Origin of the sequence: Pseudomonas sp. UMAB-08, from assembly GCF_900095225.1 — a bacterium.
In the GTDB taxonomy this organism is placed as follows: Bacteria; Pseudomonadota; Gammaproteobacteria; order Pseudomonadales; family Pseudomonadaceae; genus Aquipseudomonas.
In genome coordinates this window covers 25,660-42,307 of the sequence record NZ_LT607421.1, presented here as the reverse complement: position 1 = coordinate 42,307, position 16,648 = coordinate 25,660, and the positions used below count along the sequence as shown (strand labels likewise).

18 protein-coding genes are annotated in these 16,648 nt (G+C 57.7%); 11 read left to right on the top strand and 7 right to left on the bottom strand.

Features of this window, described 5'->3' with window-relative positions:
* Position 1: 1 nt before the first annotated feature.
* Positions 2-1,666 carry an energy-dependent translational throttle protein EttA gene (gene ettA, locus K0F75_RS14770; RefSeq protein WP_219062615.1) on the top strand — a complete coding sequence of 555 codons (1,665 nt, stop codon included), beginning with the start codon at positions 2-4 and terminating at the stop codon, positions 1,664-1,666.
* Between the two features lie 231 nt (positions 1,667-1,897).
* Here ettA and K0F75_RS14765 read toward each other — a convergent pair whose 3' ends face one another.
* The 4 genes from K0F75_RS14765 to K0F75_RS14750 all read right to left on the bottom strand — a co-directional run bounded on the left by K0F75_RS14765 (position 1,898) and on the right by K0F75_RS14750 (position 5,383).
* Positions 1,898-2,395, bottom strand: a complete 498-nt coding sequence (locus tag K0F75_RS14765; RefSeq protein WP_219062614.1) for a GreA/GreB family elongation factor — start codon at positions 2,393-2,395, stop codon at positions 1,898-1,900.
* 71 nt (positions 2,396-2,466) lie between these two features.
* Positions 2,467-2,823 carry a hypothetical protein gene (locus K0F75_RS14760; RefSeq protein WP_219062613.1) on the bottom strand — a complete coding sequence of 119 codons (357 nt, stop codon included), beginning with the start codon at positions 2,821-2,823 and terminating at the stop codon, positions 2,467-2,469.
* 112 nt (positions 2,824-2,935) lie between these two features.
* Positions 2,936-4,804 (bottom strand): DUF4105 domain-containing protein, encoded by a 1,869-nt coding sequence (locus tag K0F75_RS14755; RefSeq protein WP_219062612.1) that lies wholly within the window; start codon positions 4,802-4,804, stop codon positions 2,936-2,938.
* Positions 4,805-4,894: 90 nt separating this feature from the next.
* A complete protein-coding gene (locus tag K0F75_RS14750) occupies positions 4,895-5,383 on the bottom strand; it encodes a DUF3015 domain-containing protein (RefSeq protein ID WP_219062611.1) in 489 nt (162 codons plus the stop codon).
* Between the two features lie 280 nt (positions 5,384-5,663).
* Between K0F75_RS14750 and K0F75_RS14745 the strand changes: the two genes are divergently transcribed.
* The 5 genes from K0F75_RS14745 to K0F75_RS14725 all read left to right on the top strand — a co-directional run bounded on the left by K0F75_RS14745 (position 5,664) and on the right by K0F75_RS14725 (position 10,529).
* Positions 5,664-8,114: a Lon protease family protein gene (locus tag K0F75_RS14745; protein WP_219062610.1), complete on the top strand. Its 2,451-nt coding sequence runs from the start codon at positions 5,664-5,666 to the stop codon at positions 8,112-8,114.
* A gap of 171 nt (positions 8,115-8,285) precedes the next feature.
* Entirely contained in the window at positions 8,286-8,615 is a 330-nt protein-coding gene (locus K0F75_RS14740) for a hypothetical protein (RefSeq protein WP_219062609.1), read from the top strand.
* Between the two features lie 209 nt (positions 8,616-8,824).
* Entirely contained in the window at positions 8,825-9,313 is a 489-nt protein-coding gene (locus K0F75_RS14735) for a TIGR00645 family protein (protein WP_219062608.1), read from the top strand.
* Positions 9,314-9,462: 149 nt separating this feature from the next.
* On the top strand, positions 9,463-9,768 hold the full coding sequence (locus K0F75_RS14730) for a DUF6482 family protein (protein ID WP_219062607.1): 306 nt from the start codon (positions 9,463-9,465) through the stop codon (positions 9,766-9,768).
* A 143-nt stretch (positions 9,769-9,911) separates the two neighbouring features.
* Complete coding sequence (locus K0F75_RS14725; RefSeq protein WP_219062606.1) at positions 9,912-10,529, top strand: FKBP-type peptidyl-prolyl cis-trans isomerase; 618 nt, start codon at positions 9,912-9,914, stop codon at positions 10,527-10,529.
* 89 nt (positions 10,530-10,618) lie between these two features.
* Here K0F75_RS14725 and K0F75_RS14720 read toward each other — a convergent pair whose 3' ends face one another.
* Positions 10,619-10,861 (bottom strand): hypothetical protein, encoded by a 243-nt coding sequence (locus K0F75_RS14720; protein WP_219062605.1) that lies wholly within the window; start codon positions 10,859-10,861, stop codon positions 10,619-10,621.
* Between the two features lie 203 nt (positions 10,862-11,064).
* Positions 11,065-12,033: a polyprenyl synthetase family protein gene (locus K0F75_RS14715; RefSeq protein ID WP_219062604.1), complete on the bottom strand. Its 969-nt coding sequence runs from the start codon at positions 12,031-12,033 to the stop codon at positions 11,065-11,067.
* Between the two features lie 239 nt (positions 12,034-12,272).
* On the opposite strand from K0F75_RS14715, the gene rplU reads away from it, so the two are divergent.
* The 5 genes from rplU (at position 12,273) to K0F75_RS14690 (ending at position 16,056) form a co-directional block, all read left to right on the top strand.
* Positions 12,273-12,584, top strand: a complete 312-nt coding sequence (gene rplU / locus K0F75_RS14710) for a 50S ribosomal protein L21 (protein WP_219062603.1) — start codon at positions 12,273-12,275, stop codon at positions 12,582-12,584.
* A 34-nt stretch (positions 12,585-12,618) separates the two neighbouring features.
* Positions 12,619-12,903, top strand: coding sequence for a 50S ribosomal protein L27 (gene rpmA, locus K0F75_RS14705; protein WP_219062602.1), 285 nt, complete (start codon positions 12,619-12,621; stop codon positions 12,901-12,903).
* A 208-nt stretch (positions 12,904-13,111) separates the two neighbouring features.
* A complete protein-coding gene (gene cgtA / locus K0F75_RS14700; protein WP_219062601.1) occupies positions 13,112-14,335 on the top strand; it encodes an Obg family GTPase CgtA in 1,224 nt (407 codons plus the stop codon).
* Positions 14,336-14,428: 93 nt separating this feature from the next.
* Positions 14,429-15,547 carry a glutamate 5-kinase gene (gene proB / locus K0F75_RS14695; protein WP_219062806.1) on the top strand — a complete coding sequence of 373 codons (1,119 nt, stop codon included), beginning with the start codon at positions 14,429-14,431 and terminating at the stop codon, positions 15,545-15,547.
* A 41-nt stretch (positions 15,548-15,588) separates the two neighbouring features.
* Positions 15,589-16,056 carry a CreA family protein gene (locus K0F75_RS14690; protein WP_219062600.1) on the top strand — a complete coding sequence of 156 codons (468 nt, stop codon included), beginning with the start codon at positions 15,589-15,591 and terminating at the stop codon, positions 16,054-16,056.
* 164 nt (positions 16,057-16,220) lie between these two features.
* On the opposite strand, the gene rpsT is transcribed toward K0F75_RS14690, so the two are convergent.
* Positions 16,221-16,499, bottom strand: coding sequence for a 30S ribosomal protein S20 (gene rpsT / locus K0F75_RS14685; RefSeq protein WP_219062599.1), 279 nt, complete (start codon positions 16,497-16,499; stop codon positions 16,221-16,223).
* Positions 16,500-16,648 lie beyond the last annotated feature (149 nt).

The window sequence follows — 16,648 nt, the reverse complement described above, 5'->3', positions numbered from 1 at the left end:
CATGGCTCAATACGTCTTCACCATGCATCGGCTGAGCAAAGTTGTGCCGCCGAAGCGGGAAATTTTGAAAAATATCTCCCTGTCGTTTTTCCCAGGCGCCAAGATCGGTGTACTGGGCTTGAACGGTTCGGGCAAATCCACACTGTTGAAAATCATGGCCGGTGTCGACACTGAGTTCGACGGTGAAGCTCGGCCGATGCCAGAGCTCAACATCGGCTATCTGCCGCAAGAACCACAGCTGGACCCGACCAAGACTGTACGTGAAGTGGTCGAAGAAGCGGTCAGCGTGATCAAAAATGCGCAGGCGCGCCTTGATCAGGTATATGCCGAATACGCAGAGCCGGATGCCGACTTCGACAAGCTGGCTGCCGAACAGGCCAAGCTTGAGTCCATCCTCCAGGCCAGCGACGGTCATAACCTGGACCGTCAACTGGAAGTCGCCGCCGATGCGCTGCGCCTGCCGGCCTGGGACGCGAAGATCGAATTCCTGTCCGGTGGTGAAAAGCGTCGTGTGGCCCTGTGCCGTCTGCTGCTGTCCGCACCGGACATGCTGCTGCTCGACGAACCGACCAACCACCTGGACGCCGATTCCGTGGCCTGGCTGGAGCATTTCCTCCATGACTTCCCGGGCACTGTGGTTGCGATCACGCACGACCGGTACTTCCTGGATAACGTCGCTGGCTGGATTCTCGAACTCGACCGCGGCGCCGGTATTCCTTACGAGGGCAACTATTCGGGTTGGCTTGAAGCCAAGTCCGATCGACTTGCCCAGGAATCCAAGCAGCAGTCGGCCCATGAAAAGGCCATGAAAGACGAGCTGGAGTGGGTTCGCAAAGGTGCCAAGGCGCGTCAATCGAAATCCAAGGCCCGTCTGCAACGCTTCGAAGAAATGCAATCGCAGGAATTCCAGAAGCGCAGCGAAACCAACGAGATCTACATCCCGGCCGGTCCACGCTTGGGCGACAAGGTCATCGAATTCAAGAACGTTTCCAAAGGTTATGGCGATCGCGTGCTGATCGACAACCTGTCGTTCTCCATGCCTAAAGGCGCGATCGTCGGCGTTATCGGTGGTAACGGTGCTGGTAAGTCGACCTTGTTCCGCATGCTGATGGGCAAGGAACAACCGGACTCCGGCACGATTGAAGTCGGTGAAACCGTGCAGTTGGCATGCGTGGATCAGAGCCGCGACGATCTGGACGGCAGCAAATCGGTGTTCCAGGCGGTTTCCGATGGTTCCGATGTGATCCGCATCGGCAACTATGAAATCCCGTCGCGCACCTACGTCGGCCGTTTCAACTTCAAAGGGGGCGATCAGCAGAAGTTCGTCAAGGACCTCTCTGGTGGTGAACGCGGTCGCTTGCACCTGGCATTGACGCTCAAAGAGGGTGGCAACGTGCTGCTGCTCGATGAACCGTCAAACGACCTCGACGTGGAAACCCTGCGTTCACTGGAAGAAGCGTTGCTCGACTTCCCGGGCGCCGCCATTGTGATCTCTCACGATCGGTGGTTCCTTGACCGGGTAGCGACGCACATCCTCGCTTACGAGGATGACTCGCAAGCCGTGTTCTTCGAAGGTAACTACACCGAGTACGAAGCCGACCGCAAGAAGCGCCTCGGCGAAGCAGCGGCCCAGCCGCACCGAGTACGTCACAAGAAACTGGCGTGATTTGATCTGCCATGAAAACGGAGCCTTCGGGCTCCGTTTTCATGTGGGGTTAGTTCAGGCAAATTGCCTGTGCCTGATATGCCGTCTTCGCAGACAAGTCAGCTCCTACAGGGGAATGCGATCAACTGTAGATACCGTCTTGACCTTCGATGAGCAAACGGGTTCTCGATTCTGCCCGTAGGGCGTAGGAGCTGACGTGTCTGCGAACGGTCACGAAGTGATCGCAATAAATCAAACATCCGCTTCTATCCTGATCACCTCAATCAACTGATCTCCCGCCGGGCGCTTCCATAGCACCTCATCGCCCGGTTGCGCGCCCAGCAGCGCCCGGCCCAGCGGTGAGCCCCAGTTGATCAAGGCGCTGGCCGCATCGGCCTGGTCTTCACCCACCAACTGTACCCGCTGCTCTGCGCCGTTCTCATCGGCAAACGTCACCCAGCTGCCGATGTGCACCTTCTCGGTCGACAGGGCCGATGCGACCACTTGGGCGCTGTGCAGCCGTTGGTTGAAGTAGCGCAGGTCGCGCTCGATGTCGGCCTGACGTTGCTTGTCAGCCAGATCCCCGAGGGCCGATTGTTCGCTGTACTGCGCCTGCAACTCGGTCACGTGCGTCTGTAGCTGCACGAGGCCGCGGGCGGTGACGTAGTTGGGCTGCTCGCTGACCCGTCGTTCCACCGGTTGGTCAGCTTGCGCGGCGGCTTGATCTTCATTGACGAAGGCGCGGCTCATGGCGTTTCTCCCTGTATTGGGTTTTGACCATGATGGCCCTGATTGAGGGGCGTCAGTTGCTTGAGAGCGACCTATTGCGATCGATAAGCCCTGGCGTTATCGCGATCCTTTTCACGCTGCCATCGCTGGTCGCGCTCATTCCAGTAATGGTCGCGGTAGTCGTTGCGGTCCCGGCTTTCCACCATCGCCTTGCATTGGCGAAAGCCATCATCCCAGCCTTCGGCGTATTGGGGATCTTTCAGGTAGCGCGGGACGTTTTTCTTGAACGCTCCGCTGATAACGCCAGCAGCCTGACGACCGCTGCTACACCCATCCTGAAAGCCATCGGCAAAGGCCGGTGGGTAACCTTCAGCCAACAGCTGTTCTCGGGTTGACTGACAACCGCCGACAAACACGATCAAGCACAGCACAGACCAACGCCACTTCATTGCCCACTCCTCGACTCAAGTATCGAGTCTAGGGGGGCATGTGTGAGTGCCGCGTAAAAACGGCGTTATAAATCTGTGATGTCTGCGAAAGCGTCGGTGAAGACGCTTAAGATCAATAGTGATACCACTTCATTTCCAGCATCACTTCGTTGATCGGCGAAGCCAGTTGGCTGTACTCGCGTTGGGCGCTCAGGCGCAGGCCAAGGTTACGTGACAGTTCCCATTGCTGGTTCAGGCTGATGCTGCGGCGTACTTCGCCATTGGTGAAGTAATCACCCTTGGCTTCCAGGCTCAGATTGCCCAGCGGGTTGCGCCACAGCAGGCCGGTGTTGAAGCCCGCAGCAGGCGAAACCAGGGCCGCGAAGTCGGCGTTGTGTTCGATGCGCACGGTGCCCAATGCGAAACCGAGCATGTCGTCGGTCAGTTGCCAGGTGCCGCCGCCGCCACCGTTGACGTGGCTGACCAGGGTTTCATCTTCATGTTTGCCCAGCACCCGCTCCAGTCCGCCGGAGACTTGCCAGGACCAGGGTTGGAGTAGGGCATTGCGTGGCGTCAGCGAACGAATGGTTGCCAGATCGAACTGTTGGACCTGCCAGTGATTCCCTTCGTATTGGCGCAATTTGAGCTGGAGAATCTCGATCTGCGCGCCCAGCGGGAAACCATAGGCGTTGTCGTTCAGGTCGTGATACGCCATGCGCAGGCCATATTCGGCGAACCCTTTGTCATCACGGCTGCCCGCGCCCAATTGCCAGGTACGAGACTCGTGGCCGTCCTCCGTCAAACCCGGGCGTGCGATGTCCAGTGGTGGCGGCGGGTTCTGGTTGATCGCACGCAGCAGCTCGAAACTGCGCTGCGAGCGTTCTGTATCGCGTTCCAGGCCGTTGGCGCGATAGCGTTCGAGGCGGTAGGCGGCGTCCTGAATCAACGCGCGGCGTTCTTTGGGCAGAGCCAGGTAATCGTTGTTTTGCAGTTGTTTCTGATCGGCGCTGACCTTCAGCACCCATTGCTGTTCTTCGCTCTCAAGGGGCGCGGCGCGGCTGAGCAACTCACGCTCTCGGGACGGGCGATAGTCGGTTCGCTCCACCAGACCTGCGTCTTTCACGGCGCGTACGGTGTCGGTCGGGATCGCGGTCAGCGGGAAGTGCTGAGTCAGGTTCAGGCCGGGTCGTGCGACTTGTAGCAGCTCCAACAAGCGATACGAGCAGTTTTCGTCGAAGAAGAAATAACTGAAGCGAATCTGCTTGAGCTCCCAGACATGCTCGACCATCCGCCCGGTTTCTTCGTGGGTCAGGTTCAGCCGGTATTCCCAAAGGTCGCGGTTTTCCAGGCTACGGTATTCGGACAGTTTTTCCTGGTAGGGCACCAGCGCGAAGAGGCCCGGATAACCGCCCATCAAGCCTTTCCACGCATACAGAATGCTGTTGTCCATGCCTTCGATGTACGCGCCAAAGTTAATCGCATAGCTGAGCAGGGCGGTGTGATTGGTCTGCACGTCAGCCTGGTCGATGCGCAACAGGGTGTGACCGAACATGGAGGAAGGGCTGTTCAAATAAGCGGCCGGAAAGATCAATACGGCGCTGTCGGGTGCCACGTCCTTGAACCATTGCTTGAATTCTTTGCAGTCCACGGCGGGCAGGTCGGTCAGTTGCAGTTGGTCGCGCAGCCAACGGGTCCGTGCCGGATAAACGCATTGGGCGTGGCTGTTTTGAGCCAGGGTGTCGTTGCTGCTGACGGGCGCATAAATCGCATCGAGCGTGGCGCTCAGTTCCGCTGCCGGATCGTGGGCACCGTTGGCGGCAAGAAAAAATTTGGGGTCATCTACATAGCTGCGCCAACCACCCAGCTTGGCCGTCTCATAGTGACCCAAGGATATCCAGAACTGCGTATTTGCCAGTTGCTGCAAGCGATCATTGTCGATATGCGGCGTGGCATACAGCGGGGCGCAGACACAGAGCGCCACATAACCAAGGCGTTTGAGCATAGAGGGCAACTAGTCAGGAGGCAGGGCAATCAATGTTCGGGATTGTAAACAGAGGCCTGCCCCCTAGAGGCGGGGGCAGGCGGTGCGAGCTTAAGCCTGAGTTGCGTATTTCGCCAGAAGAGGGTCGTTTTTCAACACCGCGAGGGTGTTGTTGTGGACATCTTCAGCGGTCGTGTCTGCTTTGCTGAAAATTTGCTGGAAGTGCTCGTGGGTGACTGCGGCGAAATGCGCACGGTCTTGCGGTGCAACGCCCAACACGACCGCGTACGTGGTCAGCGCTTCGCCCTGACCCATGGCCATGTCTTTGGAGAGCTCGTCCATCATGCCGTTCATGGCAAGCCAGGATTTGCCGCCGTAGGTCAACGCCGCGTTGGTGGAGCAGCCATTCGTACCGGAGGTCATGCCGAAGGTGGCGTTACCCGATGTGCCGTTGGTGGTGGAAGCCAGAAAGTGGGCTGGAGTTCCACGCTGGCCTTCGAACAGCATGTTGCCCCAGCCGCAATCCGGGCCGCCTGGCGCTTGGGCCATGGCGTTGAGGGATGCGACGGTGAAGAGAGTACCAAGAAGAATCCGTTTCATAGCTTTAGTCTCTTTTGTGATCAACCAAGGGTCAAGGTTCCTGGCCGGTCATTGCGCCAGGGCAAGCCAGAGTTGTTATGACTGGCCGCGCAAGTTGGAGTTTAGGCACGATCCAAGGGTTCCGTGATTTATTGCAAATTGTTATAGGGTTGGAGACTTTTCTCCCATTAAGGAGAGTGAAGGGTTATGTGCAAAAAAATCGGCCGCACCGTGCCTTGCCAGCGGGGTACAGCGAGCGCCAGAATGCCGCTATCTGCCCCGCTCGATGTAAGGATGTCCGATGCCCGATCCTGTTGCTGCCAGCTTGCGTCTTGCGCCTGAAGCGCTGACACGTCCTTTCTCCGCTGAACAGTTCAGCTTCACGACAACCAATGATCTGGAACCCTTTCGCGGTGTGCTCGGCCAAGAGCGAGCAGTCGAAGCCTTACAGTTTGGCGTGGCCATGCCGCGCCCCGGTTACAACGTATTTGTGATGGGTGAGCCCGGTACCGGCCGCTTCTCCTTCGTCAAGCGCTACCTCAAGGCCGAAGGCAAGCGCATGGAGACGCCGTCGGACTGGGTTTACGTCAACAATTTCGATGAGCCTCGCGAGCCCCGCGCACTGGAGTTGCCTCCTGGCAGCGCGGGTGCGTTCATTGCGGACATCAATGGCCTGATCGATAACCTGCTGGCGACCTTCCCGGCGGTGTTCGAACACCCGTCGTACCAGCAGAAAAAAAGCGCCATCGACCGCGCTTTCAATCAACGTTATGACCGCGCGCTGGACGTTATCGAGCGTTTGGCCCTGGAAAAAGAAGTCGCCCTCTACCGCGACAGCACCAACATTGCCTTTACGCCGATGAGCGAAGGCAAGGCGCTGGACGAGGCCGAGTTTTCGCAGCTGCCTGAAGTTGATCGCGAGCGTTTTCATACCGATATTTCCGGTCTGGAAGAGCGCCTCAATGAGGAACTGGCCAGCCTGCCGCAATGGAAGCGTGAATCCAGCAACCAGATGCGTCAGTTGAATGAAGAAACCATCACCCTGGCCTTGCAGCCGCTGCTGGCACCGTTGTCCGAGAAGTACGACGAGAACGCCGGGGTCTGTGCTTACCTGCAAGGGGTGCAGGTCTACCTGCTGAAAACCGTGGTCGAGCAGTTGGTCGACGACAGCAAGACCGACGCCGAGGCGCGTAAGCTGCTCGAAGAACAGTACTGCCCGAGCCTGGTGGTCGACCACCCGGTCAATTCGGGCGCGCCGGTGATTTTCGAGCCGCATCCGACCTACGACAACCTGTTCGGGCGCATCGAATACAGCACCGATCAAGGCGCTCTATACACCACCTACCGTCAATTGCGCCCCGGTGCACTGCATCGGGCCAACGGTGGTTTTCTGGTGCTCGAAGCCGAAAAAATGCTCAGCGAGCCGTTTGTCTGGGATGCGCTCAAGCGCGCCTTGCAATCGCGCAAGTTGAAAATGGAATCGCCACTCGGCGAGTTGGGTCGTCTGGCGACGGTGACCTTGACCCCGCAAGTGATCCCGCTACAGGTCAAAGTCATCATCATCGGTGCACGTTCACTGTATTACGCGTTGCAAGACGCCGATCCGGACTTCCAGGAGATGTTCCGGGTGTTGGTGGATTTCGATGAAGACATCCCGATGGGCGACGAGACGCTGGAGCAGTTCGCCCAGTTGCTCAAAACCCGCACCTCCGAAGAAGGCATGGCGCCGTTGACCGCTGACGCTGTCGCCCGCCTGGCCACGTACAGCGCCCGACTGGCTGAACATCAGGGCCGGTTATCGGCGCGCATCGGTGACCTGTTCCAATTGGTCAGCGAGGCGGATTTCATTCGCCAACTGGCCAATGACGACAAGACCGATGCCGGGCACATCGAGCGCGCGCTCAAGGCCAAGGCCACGCGCACGGGCCGGGTGTCGGCGCGGATTCTCGACGACATGCTCGCGGGCATCATCCTGATCGACACCGCCGGTGCGGCCGTGGGCAAGTGCAACGGGCTGACGGTGTTGGAAGTCGGCGACTCGGCGTTTGGCGTACCGGCGCGGATTTCGGCGACGGTTTATCCCGGAGGCAGCGGTATCGTCGACATCGAACGCGAGGTCAACCTGGGTCAGCCGATCCACTCCAAGGGGGTGATGATTCTCACGGGCTATCTGGGCAGCCGCTACGCGCAGGAATTCCCGCTGGCGATTTCCGCGAGCATCGCTCTGGAGCAATCCTACGGTTATGTGGATGGCGACAGTGCGTCACTGGGCGAAGCGTGCACCTTGATTTCGGCACTCTCGAAAACACCGCTCAAGCAGTGTTTCGCCATTACCGGATCGATCAATCAGTTTGGTGAAGTGCAGGCGGTGGGCGGGGTCAACGAAAAAATCGAAGGCTTCTTCCGTCTCTGCGAGGCGCGTGGCTTGACTGGCGAGCAGGGTGCAATCATTCCGCAGGCGAACGTGGCCACCCTGATGCTCGACGAGCGTGTGCTGCAAGCCGTGCGTGCCGGGCAGTTCCATGTGTACGCGGTGCGTCAGGCTGACGAGGCGTTGAGCCTGTTGGTTGGCGAGCCTGCCGGAGCGCCAGACGAAGACGGTCAGTTCCCGGAAGGCAGTGTAAACGCCCGTGTGGTTGAGCGTTTGCGGGACATCGCCGAGATACTCAGTGATGAAGAGCTCAAGGACCTGGGGAAAGAACCGGCGCAGTTGCAGCCGGAACTCAAGGCCTTGGCAAAAAAAGCGGACTGAAAGGGCAGGGCGCCGCAGGGGTGGCATGACCATTCGGCGCCCAGTCACGATGGGTACTTTTCGAATTCTGCTTTTGTTCTACTCTGGACAGATATCACAGTTGTCAAAAGGACTGACGCGCTCCTTCCTGCGGTTTGAGGGGCGAACACTGTATCTATCGAGGAGCTCGCCATGTCGCGCAGCCTCTGTCTTACCCGCCAATGTCTGGGTCTGGTCACCCGTATCGAATGTGTGATTCGCCCGCTCTCAGGAGATAACGGTATGTGGACGTTACTGTTCGCCGCCGGCATGTCAGACGAGCAACCCTCCGCACTCAAGGCTCAAGGGCCTTTCCATGGGCCACTGGCCGCTGAAACGGTATTGATGGCCATCGCCGAAAGCCTGACGTTGCACGGCTATCAGGTGGCCGAAGACGTCCCCATTTGGCAGGTGCACCTGCAAGGCGAGTTGCGTCGCATAAACGGAGAAGGCTCGCGTTGTCAGCGAATGTCCCCGTTTTGAGTGCGCGGCGCTGACGAGGTTTGCTACTCGTTCTTGTCGGGTGCTGTTGTTTTCAATGTGTGTCAGAGAGCGCCCTTGGGTGCTCTCTGCTTGTACATGTTTGGTTACAGTTTTGTTCGCGTGGACCTTTCCTACAGTACCTATCAACCATTTCGCACAAGCGGCCACTGATATACTCGCGACGATTTTTTAACCACTTGTGAGTATTAATGGAACGCTTTTTCGAGAATGCGATGTACGCCTCGCGCTGGTTGCTGGCGCCGATCTACTTTGGTTTGTCCTTGGGTTTACTGGCCCTGGCGCTGAAGTTTTTCCAGGAAGTCTTTCACGTTATTCCCAATGTTTTCTCCCTCGCCGAATCCGATCTCATCCTGGTTCTGCTGTCCTTGATCGACATGGCGCTGGTCGGCGGCTTGTTAGTCATGGTGATGATTTCCGGCTACGAAAACTTTGTCTCGCAACTGGACATCGCTGAGGACAAGGAAAAGCTCAGCTGGCTGGGCAAGATGGACTCCACCTCGCTGAAAATGAAAGTTGCGGCGTCGATCGTGGCCATTTCCTCGATCCATCTGCTGCGGGTGTTCATGGATGCGAAGAACATCGAGCCGCAATACCTCATGTGGTACGTGATCATTCACATGACGTTCGTTATTTCGGCTTTCGCCATGGGCTACCTGGACAAGCTGACCAAGCACTAAGCGCTTTGATCACCGACCATCAGCCGCCCGGCCATTACGCTCTTCGGAGAGGAAATGGACGGGCGGTGCCGTTTCCAGGTTGTGATTTCGCCGTCCTGTACAAGACTTATACTTTCGACTTATCGGTACAGCTGTGACAGGACCTTCTCATGAATCTCCAGGAACTGACCGCTTTTGCCCATGCAGGGCTTGTGGATGAATTGAATCTGATCTCTATGGAAGGGGGTATCTATTTGCTGGAGGCCCGCGTACGTGGCGTGGCGTACCCGCTCAATGACCTGAACGGCAAAACCCTGCACTTGCGCTCCGTGGAGCACGCGCGGGATCTGCTGCACGCCTTGCCAAAGGTGCCGTTCAATCTGGTGCATGCCGTGGTTCACGACGAAATGTGCGGTCTGCACAATGTCGACGAACAACCCCTGAGTGTGCCGATCGCCTTCCACTCTGCGTGGTGATACCTGCGGGTAGGGAGCGCTTGCTCATCTGTGCTAGGCTGCTTGCCCTTTTGGTTCGGGGCGTCTTCAGGCGAGCCGTGGATTAGCCGCTCAGCGTGCCCACGTCCGGCCTTTTCCAGGCGCCCCCTCAGCGGAGCAGTGTTATGTCCGAAGTTAACTTGTCCACCGACGAAACCCGCGTCAGCTACGGTATTGGCCGTCAGTTGGGTGACCAGCTGCGTGATAACCCGCCACCGGGCATCAGCCTGGACGCGATCCTGGCTGGCCTGAACGATGCCTTTCACGGCAAAGAAAGCCGTGTAGGTCAGGACGAAATGTCTGCCAGCTTCAAAGTCATCCGCGAAATCATGCAGGCAGAAGCAGCGGCCAAGGCTGAACAAGCCGCGGGTGCTGGCCTGGCTTACCTGGCTGAGAATGCCAAGCGTGAAGGCGTTACAACCTTGGCCTCGGGCCTGCAATTCGAAATCCTGAACGCCGGTGAAGGCGCCAAGCCATCGCGCGAAGATCAGGTTCGTACTCACTACCACGGCACGCTGATCGACGGCACTGTGTTCGACAGCTCTTACGATCGTGGCGAGCCTGCTGAATTCCCGGTCGGTGGCGTGATTGCCGGCTGGACTGAAGCCTTGCAACTGATGAACGCCGGCAGCAAATGGCGTCTGCACGTTCCGAGCGAACTGGCTTACGGCGCACAAGGCGTCGGCGGCATTCCTCCACACAGCGTTCTGGTATTTGACGTCGAGCTGCTGGACGTTCTGTAATCGTAGCGTTGTAAGCAGATGATGGCTGAACGGATCGTCCTGGTCCGTTCAACCATGACAGGCAGGTAGGGTGTGCTCAGCGCGCATGTTCAGTGCAGCTCACCGGCAGGGCGTAGCGCCCGCGCATAGCAAAATAAAAACAGGTTTCGCACCATCTCCTTCAGCACGCCGGGTTCGCTCGAACTCAGCCCCGTAACGTCCAGATCTCCCTGATCACGCAATTCGTCCAGCGCTTCCTCTTCCAGTACTGCACAAACTTCCCCCGTTTCACGATGGAGGATTCGCAGATAAGGGTGTGGGCGGTCCAGCCATGCATCAATCACATAAGTCATGTCTCATCTCCTTTTCGGGTTTAGATGAGAATAATTCTTATTAAGATAATAGCAAGGGACTATTGGATATTTGTTTGGAGGGGTGTCAGCGAGGTCGCTTTCACAGACACGCCAGCTCCCGCACATGATCTGTGCCGGGTGCACCTATCGCGGTGTACGCGATTCTGGAGCTGACGTGTCTGCAAATGAGCTGATGCTGTGTGTCAGTGGGTACGCGCGACCGCAAACTCACTCAGTTCAACCAGCGCATCGCGGTATTCGCTCGCTGGCAGCACATCAAGGCAGGCAATGGCCTTGGCGACGTAATCACGGGCCAGTTGCGCGGTGTAATCCAGGGCACCCGCGTTTTCGACGGCTTCGCGAATGCTTTCCAGGTCCTCGAGGCCACCTTTCTGGATAGCCTGGCGCACCAGTGCAGCCTGTTCTGGCGTGCCTTCGCGCATGGTGTAGATCAGCGGAAGGGTTGGTTTGCCTTCTGCCAGGTCATCACCCACATTTTTGCCCAGGGTTTCGGCATCGCCGCGATAATCCAGCAGATCGTCGACCAACTGGAAGGCCACGCCCAAGTGATCGCCGAACGTGCGCAGGGCTTCACTTTGCTCGTGGGTGGCGCCGCACAAGGCTGCAGCGCTGTGAGTCGAGGCTTCGAACAGCATGGCTGTCTTGCCGCGAATCACTTCCATGTAGGTTTCTTCAGTGGTGCTGGCGTCGCGAATTTTCGACAGCTGCAGCACTTCGCCTTCTGCGATGACGCGCGTGGCCTTGGAGAGGATTTTCATCACGGGCATCGAGCCCAGTTCAACCATCATCTCGAAAGAGCGCGAGTACAGAAAGTCACCGACCAACACGCTGGGCGCGTTGCCCCACAAGGCGTTGGCAGTGGAGCGGCCACGGCGCATGCCGGACATGTCGACCACGTCGTCGTGCAGCAGGGTGGCGGTGTGCAGGAACTCGATGGTAGCGGCCAGCAGACGCAGGTCATCGCCTTCGCGACCCAGCGCTTTGCCGCACAACAGTACCAATAGAGGGCGCAGGCGCTTACCGCCGGCCGAGGTAATGTAGTCGCCGATTTTCGACACCAACGGCACGCGTGACGCCAGCTGCTTTTTGATAATGACGTCAACGGCACTAAAGTCGTCCGCCACCGCGCGGTAGAAAGCTTGGGGTTGCATCAGCGACAGGCGCTCCAAAAGGGTTGCGCGGCATGCTAGGTCTAGGGCCTTACCCTGTCAAGGTATGCTGATTAGGCACTTGCATCGCTTTTGCGCCTTGCGTACAATCGCGCACCCTAACTTTCCTGGGCAGCACCTGCCTTACGCAATTGCAACGGGCCGTTCCAGCCCAATGCAGCCATGCCAGCCAATACTCTACTTATAAAGAGCTGGGTGAGCAGGATTAACGGAGAAATACCATGTACGCAGTAATTGTTACCGGTGGCAAGCAGTACAAAGTCGCCCCGGGCGAATACCTGAAGATCGAAAAGCTGGAAATCGCTACCGGCGAATCCGTGACTTTTGATCGTGTTCTGTTGATCGGCAACGGCGACGACGTCAGCATCGGCGCTCCAGTCGTTCCTGGCGCCACTGTAGTCGCTGAGGTGATCTCCCAAGGTCGCCACGATAAGATCCGCATCATCAAGTTCCGTCGTCGTAAGCACCACATGAAGCGTATGGGCCACCGCCAGTGGTACACCGAGATCAAAATCACCGGTATTCAGGCTTAATTCAGCCTAATCCTCTATTTGGAGTATTGAACTCATGGCACACAAAAAAGCTGGTGGTAGTACCCGTAACGGTCGCGACTCAGAAGCCAAGCGTCTTGGCGTCAAGATGTATGGCGGCCAGACAATCATTCCGGGCAACATCATCGTGCGTCAGCGCGGCACCCAATTCCACGCTGGCTACGGCGTTGGCATGGGTAAAGATCACACCCTGTTCGCGAAAGTGGAAGGCGTGATCAAGTTCCAGGTTAAAGGCGCCTTCGGTCGTCGTTACGTAAGCATCGTTCCGAAGACTGCAGCTGCAGTAGTCGTCGCGGCATAATTACGTGGTTGCTGGAAAAGCCCTGTCTTGCGACGGGGCTTTTTTGTTTGTAGATGTAGGTGAGTCTCTCGCAAAACTGTTTGTGCGGGCTGTTGTGATGTGGACCCTTGGGGTCGCTGGTTTCTGATCGGTATCGCAACGCTCATTTTTGCAAGAGTCTTATGTCTTTGTGTTTTTCAGCTCGTCCCTGTGGCGGGAGGCGTGCGTTATGAAGTTTGTAGATGAAGTTTCGATTCGAGTAAAAGCAGGTGATGGTGGCAACGGTTGCATGAGCTTCCGTCGGGAAAAATTCATCGAAAACGGCGGCCCTAACGGTGGCGACGGCGGTGATGGCGGCTCGATCTACATGATCGCCGACGAAAACCTGAACACCCTGGTTGACTACCGTTACACCCGGCACTTCGATGCTGAGCGCGGTTCCAACGGCGGCAGCGCAGACTGCACCGGTAAGAAAGGCGAAGAGATGGTGCTGCGTGTGCCGGTCGGCACCACGGTGATCGATGCGGCTACTCAGGAAATCATTGGTGACCTGACCAAGGCCGGTCAGCGCTTGCTGGTGGCCAGCGGTGGCTGGCACGGCCTGGGCAACACCCGTTTCAAATCCAGCACCAACCGTGCGCCACGTCAGACCACGCCGGGCAAGTTCGGCGATCAGCGTGACCTCAAGCTGGAATTGAAAGTGCTGGCGGACGTCGGTCTGCTGGGCTTGCCAAACGCGGGCAAAAGTACCTTTATCCGGTCTGTGTCCGCGGCCAAGCCGAAAGTGGCGGATTATCCGTTCACCACGTTGATTCCGAACCTGGGTGTGGTCAGCGTCGATCGCTGGAAGAGCTTCGTGGTAGCCGATATTCCGGGCTTGATCGAAGGCGCTTCCGACGGTGCTGGCCTGGGGATTCGCTTCCTCAAGCACTTGGCGCGTACGCGTTTGCTGCTGCACCTCGTCGACATGGCGCCGCTGGATGACACCAGCGCACCGGACGCGGCTGAAGTCATCGTCAACGAGCTGATCAAGTTCAGCCCGTCACTGGCTGAGCGTGACCGTTGGTTGGTACTCAACAAGTGCGACCAGATCCTCGAAGAAGAGCACGAAGAGCGGGTCAAGGAAATTGTGGATCGTTTGGAGTGGACCGGTCCGGTCTACGTCATTTCCGCGATCTCCAAGCAGGGCACCGAGCAGCTTAGCCGCGACATCATGCGTTACCTCGAAGAACGTAACCTGCGTATCGCTGAAGATCCGGCGTTCGCCCGTGAACTGGCCGAGCTGGATCAGAACATCGAAGACGAGGCGCGTGCGCAGCTGCAAGCGCTGGACGATCAGCGTGCTCTGCGCCGCAGCGGCGTGAAGAGCGTGCATGATGCCGAAGAAGATGTTTGGGGCGATGATGAAGAGGACGATGAAGATGGTCCGGAAATCATTTACGTCCGTGACTGATCGGGTGCAGTAAACTAAACGCCGCTTTGATAGCGGCGTTTTAGTATCTAGGATTTGTATTAACCAAAATTCTCTGGCTAAGGTTGGAAGATGATGCGCAGCAAAGTGACGGGTGCCCAGCGCTGGGTCGTGAAAATCGGCAGTGCCTTGCTGACCGCTGATGGCAAGGGTCTGGATCGGGCGGCAATGGGTGTCTGGGTCGAGCAAATGGTGGCGTTGCACGAGGCGGGCGTCGAACTGGTACTGGTTTCTTCCGGGGCTGTCGCTGCCGGCATGAGCCGTTTGGGCTGGACAGCGCGACCCACGGCCATGCACGAGTTACAAGCCGCTGCTGCGATTGGCCAGATGGGCCTGGTGCAGGCGTGGGAGTCGAGTTTCGCCGAGCATGGTCGCCATACCGCGCAGATACTGTTGACTCACGACGACCTGTCCGACCGTAAGCGCTATCTGAATGCGCGGAGCACGTTGCGCACCTTGGTCGAGCTGGGCGTGGTCCCGGTGATCAACGAAAACGACACCGTGGTTACTGACGAGATCCGTTTCGGTGACAACGACACGCTGGCGGCGCTCGTGGCAAACCTGGTTGAAGCTGATCTGTTGGTGATCCTCACGGATCGCGACGGCATGTTCGATGCTGATCCGCGGAACAATCCTGATGCGAAACTGATTCACGAAGCGCGTGCCGACGATCCGGCGCTGGACGCTGTCGCGGGCAGTACCGGCGGCGCTTTGGGTCGTGGTGGCATGCAGACCAAGCTGCGTGCGGCGCGTCTGGCTGCACGTTCCGGCGCACACACCGTTATCGTTGGTGGGCGTATTGAGCGTGTGCTGGCGCGACTTAAAGCTGGCGAGCGGCTGGGTACGCTGCTGTCACCTGAGCGGGAAATGCTGGCTGCGCGTAAGCAATGGCTGGCTGGGCATCTGCAAACGCGCGGCACCCTGGTGCTTGATGCGGGTGCGGTGGTCGCTTTGGCGCAAGGCAACAAAAGCTTGCTGCCGGTGGGCGTCAAGCTGGTGCAAGGCAGCTTCCGTCGCGGTGAAATGGTGGTGTGCGTCGCGCCGGATGGTCGTGAGGTTGCTCGAGGCTTGAGCAACTACAGTGCGCTAGAGGCTCAAAAAATCATCGGCCAGTCATCCGAGGCCATCGTCCGTGTATTGGGCTATATGGCTGAGCCGGAGTTGGTGCATCGGGATAATCTGATTCTGGTGTGAACGGTTGCGACCCGGCCCCTATTAAGAAGCAGGAAGGTGTGATGCGAGTAATAAAAGGCGTGTTGGGCGTACTGTTGGCGCTGCCCTTGCTGGCTTCGGCCGAAGAAATCGGTCAGGTGTCGACGGTGTTCAAGTTTGTCGGGCCCAATGATCGAATCGTGGTCGAGGCATTCGATGATCCGAAAGTCGAAGGTGTGACGTGCTACCTGTCCCGCGCCAAGACTGGTGGGTTGAAAGGTGGTCTGGGTCTGGCAGAGGATCGCGCTGAAGCCTCCATTGCGTGCCGGCAGGTGGGGGCGATTCGCTTCCAGGAGCCGTTGAGGGATGGCGAAGAGGTTTTCAAAGAGCGCACCTCGCTGGTTTTCAAAACCATGCAGGTCGTTCGCTTCTTCGACAAAAAGCGCAATACGCTGGTGTATTTGGTCTATAGCGACCGAATCATCGAAGGCAGCCCGCAGAATGCGGTGACAGCTATTCCGATTTTGCCGTGGACACACAGCGCGCCTTGAAGGTGCGCCTGACGTTCGTCCTGTAAGAGAGATCAAGGCGTGTAGTTTTGTCTGTGAAGGCTAGGCTGCGCGTTCCGGTCACTCCTGCAAATGTTCGGTGTGCTGATCAAATCGCAGACAATAAAAAACCGACCCTGGGGTCGGTTTTTTAACAAGCTTATCGCTTACGCAGCTACAGCAAGGTTCAGAGCCTTGACGTGGCCGTTCAGGCGACTCTTATGACGAGCAGCTTTGTTCTTGTGGATGATGCCTTTATCGGCCATACGGTCGATGATTGGCACAGCCAGAACATAAGCAGCTTGCGCTTTTTCAGCGTCTTTTGCGTCAATGGCCTTAACTACATTCTTGATGTAGGTACGAACCATGGAACGCATGCTGGCGTTGTGGCTGCGACGCTTCTCAGCCTGTTTTGCACGTTTTTTGGCGGAAGGTGTGTTGGCCACCGTCGAGCTCCTCGAAAGACTTGTGAAATAGCAAACAAATAAGGCCGCGAATCATGCCGACGAGTTGATGTCTTGTCAAGGGCAGATGATGCGCTCCGCTGAGTGGTACTGGTATATCGCCGGGTTATTTATTTCCAGCGTACGACCTG

Excerpts from the sequence above, each read along its gene's own strand:
- ettA (WP_219062615.1), top strand. The coding sequence starts at position 2 with ATGGCTCAATACGTCTTCACCATGCATCGGCTGAGCAAAGTTGTGCCG.
- K0F75_RS14765 (WP_219062614.1), bottom strand. The coding sequence starts at position 2,395 with ATGAGCCGCGCCTTCGTCAATGAAGATCAAGCCGCCGCGCAAGCTGAC.
- K0F75_RS14760 (WP_219062613.1), bottom strand. The coding sequence starts at position 2,823 with ATGAAGTGGCGTTGGTCTGTGCTGTGCTTGATCGTGTTTGTCGGCGGT.
- K0F75_RS14755 (WP_219062612.1), bottom strand. The coding sequence starts at position 4,804 with ATGCTCAAACGCCTTGGTTATGTGGCGCTCTGTGTCTGCGCCCCGCTG.
- K0F75_RS14750 (WP_219062611.1), bottom strand. The coding sequence starts at position 5,383 with ATGAAACGGATTCTTCTTGGTACTCTCTTCACCGTCGCATCCCTCAAC.
- K0F75_RS14745 (WP_219062610.1), top strand. The coding sequence starts at position 5,664 with ATGCCCGATCCTGTTGCTGCCAGCTTGCGTCTTGCGCCTGAAGCGCTG.
- K0F75_RS14740 (WP_219062609.1), top strand. The coding sequence starts at position 8,286 with ATGTCGCGCAGCCTCTGTCTTACCCGCCAATGTCTGGGTCTGGTCACC.
- K0F75_RS14735 (WP_219062608.1), top strand. The coding sequence starts at position 8,825 with ATGGAACGCTTTTTCGAGAATGCGATGTACGCCTCGCGCTGGTTGCTG.
- K0F75_RS14730 (WP_219062607.1), top strand. The coding sequence starts at position 9,463 with ATGAATCTCCAGGAACTGACCGCTTTTGCCCATGCAGGGCTTGTGGAT.
- K0F75_RS14725 (WP_219062606.1), top strand. The coding sequence starts at position 9,912 with ATGTCCGAAGTTAACTTGTCCACCGACGAAACCCGCGTCAGCTACGGT.
- K0F75_RS14720 (WP_219062605.1), bottom strand. The coding sequence starts at position 10,861 with ATGACTTATGTGATTGATGCATGGCTGGACCGCCCACACCCTTATCTG.
- K0F75_RS14715 (WP_219062604.1), bottom strand. The coding sequence starts at position 12,033 with ATGCAACCCCAAGCTTTCTACCGCGCGGTGGCGGACGACTTTAGTGCC.
- rplU (WP_219062603.1), top strand. The coding sequence starts at position 12,273 with ATGTACGCAGTAATTGTTACCGGTGGCAAGCAGTACAAAGTCGCCCCG.
- rpmA (WP_219062602.1), top strand. The coding sequence starts at position 12,619 with ATGGCACACAAAAAAGCTGGTGGTAGTACCCGTAACGGTCGCGACTCA.
- cgtA (WP_219062601.1), top strand. The coding sequence starts at position 13,112 with ATGAAGTTTGTAGATGAAGTTTCGATTCGAGTAAAAGCAGGTGATGGT.
- proB (WP_219062806.1), top strand. The coding sequence starts at position 14,429 with ATGCGCAGCAAAGTGACGGGTGCCCAGCGCTGGGTCGTGAAAATCGGC.
- K0F75_RS14690 (WP_219062600.1), top strand. The coding sequence starts at position 15,589 with ATGCGAGTAATAAAAGGCGTGTTGGGCGTACTGTTGGCGCTGCCCTTG.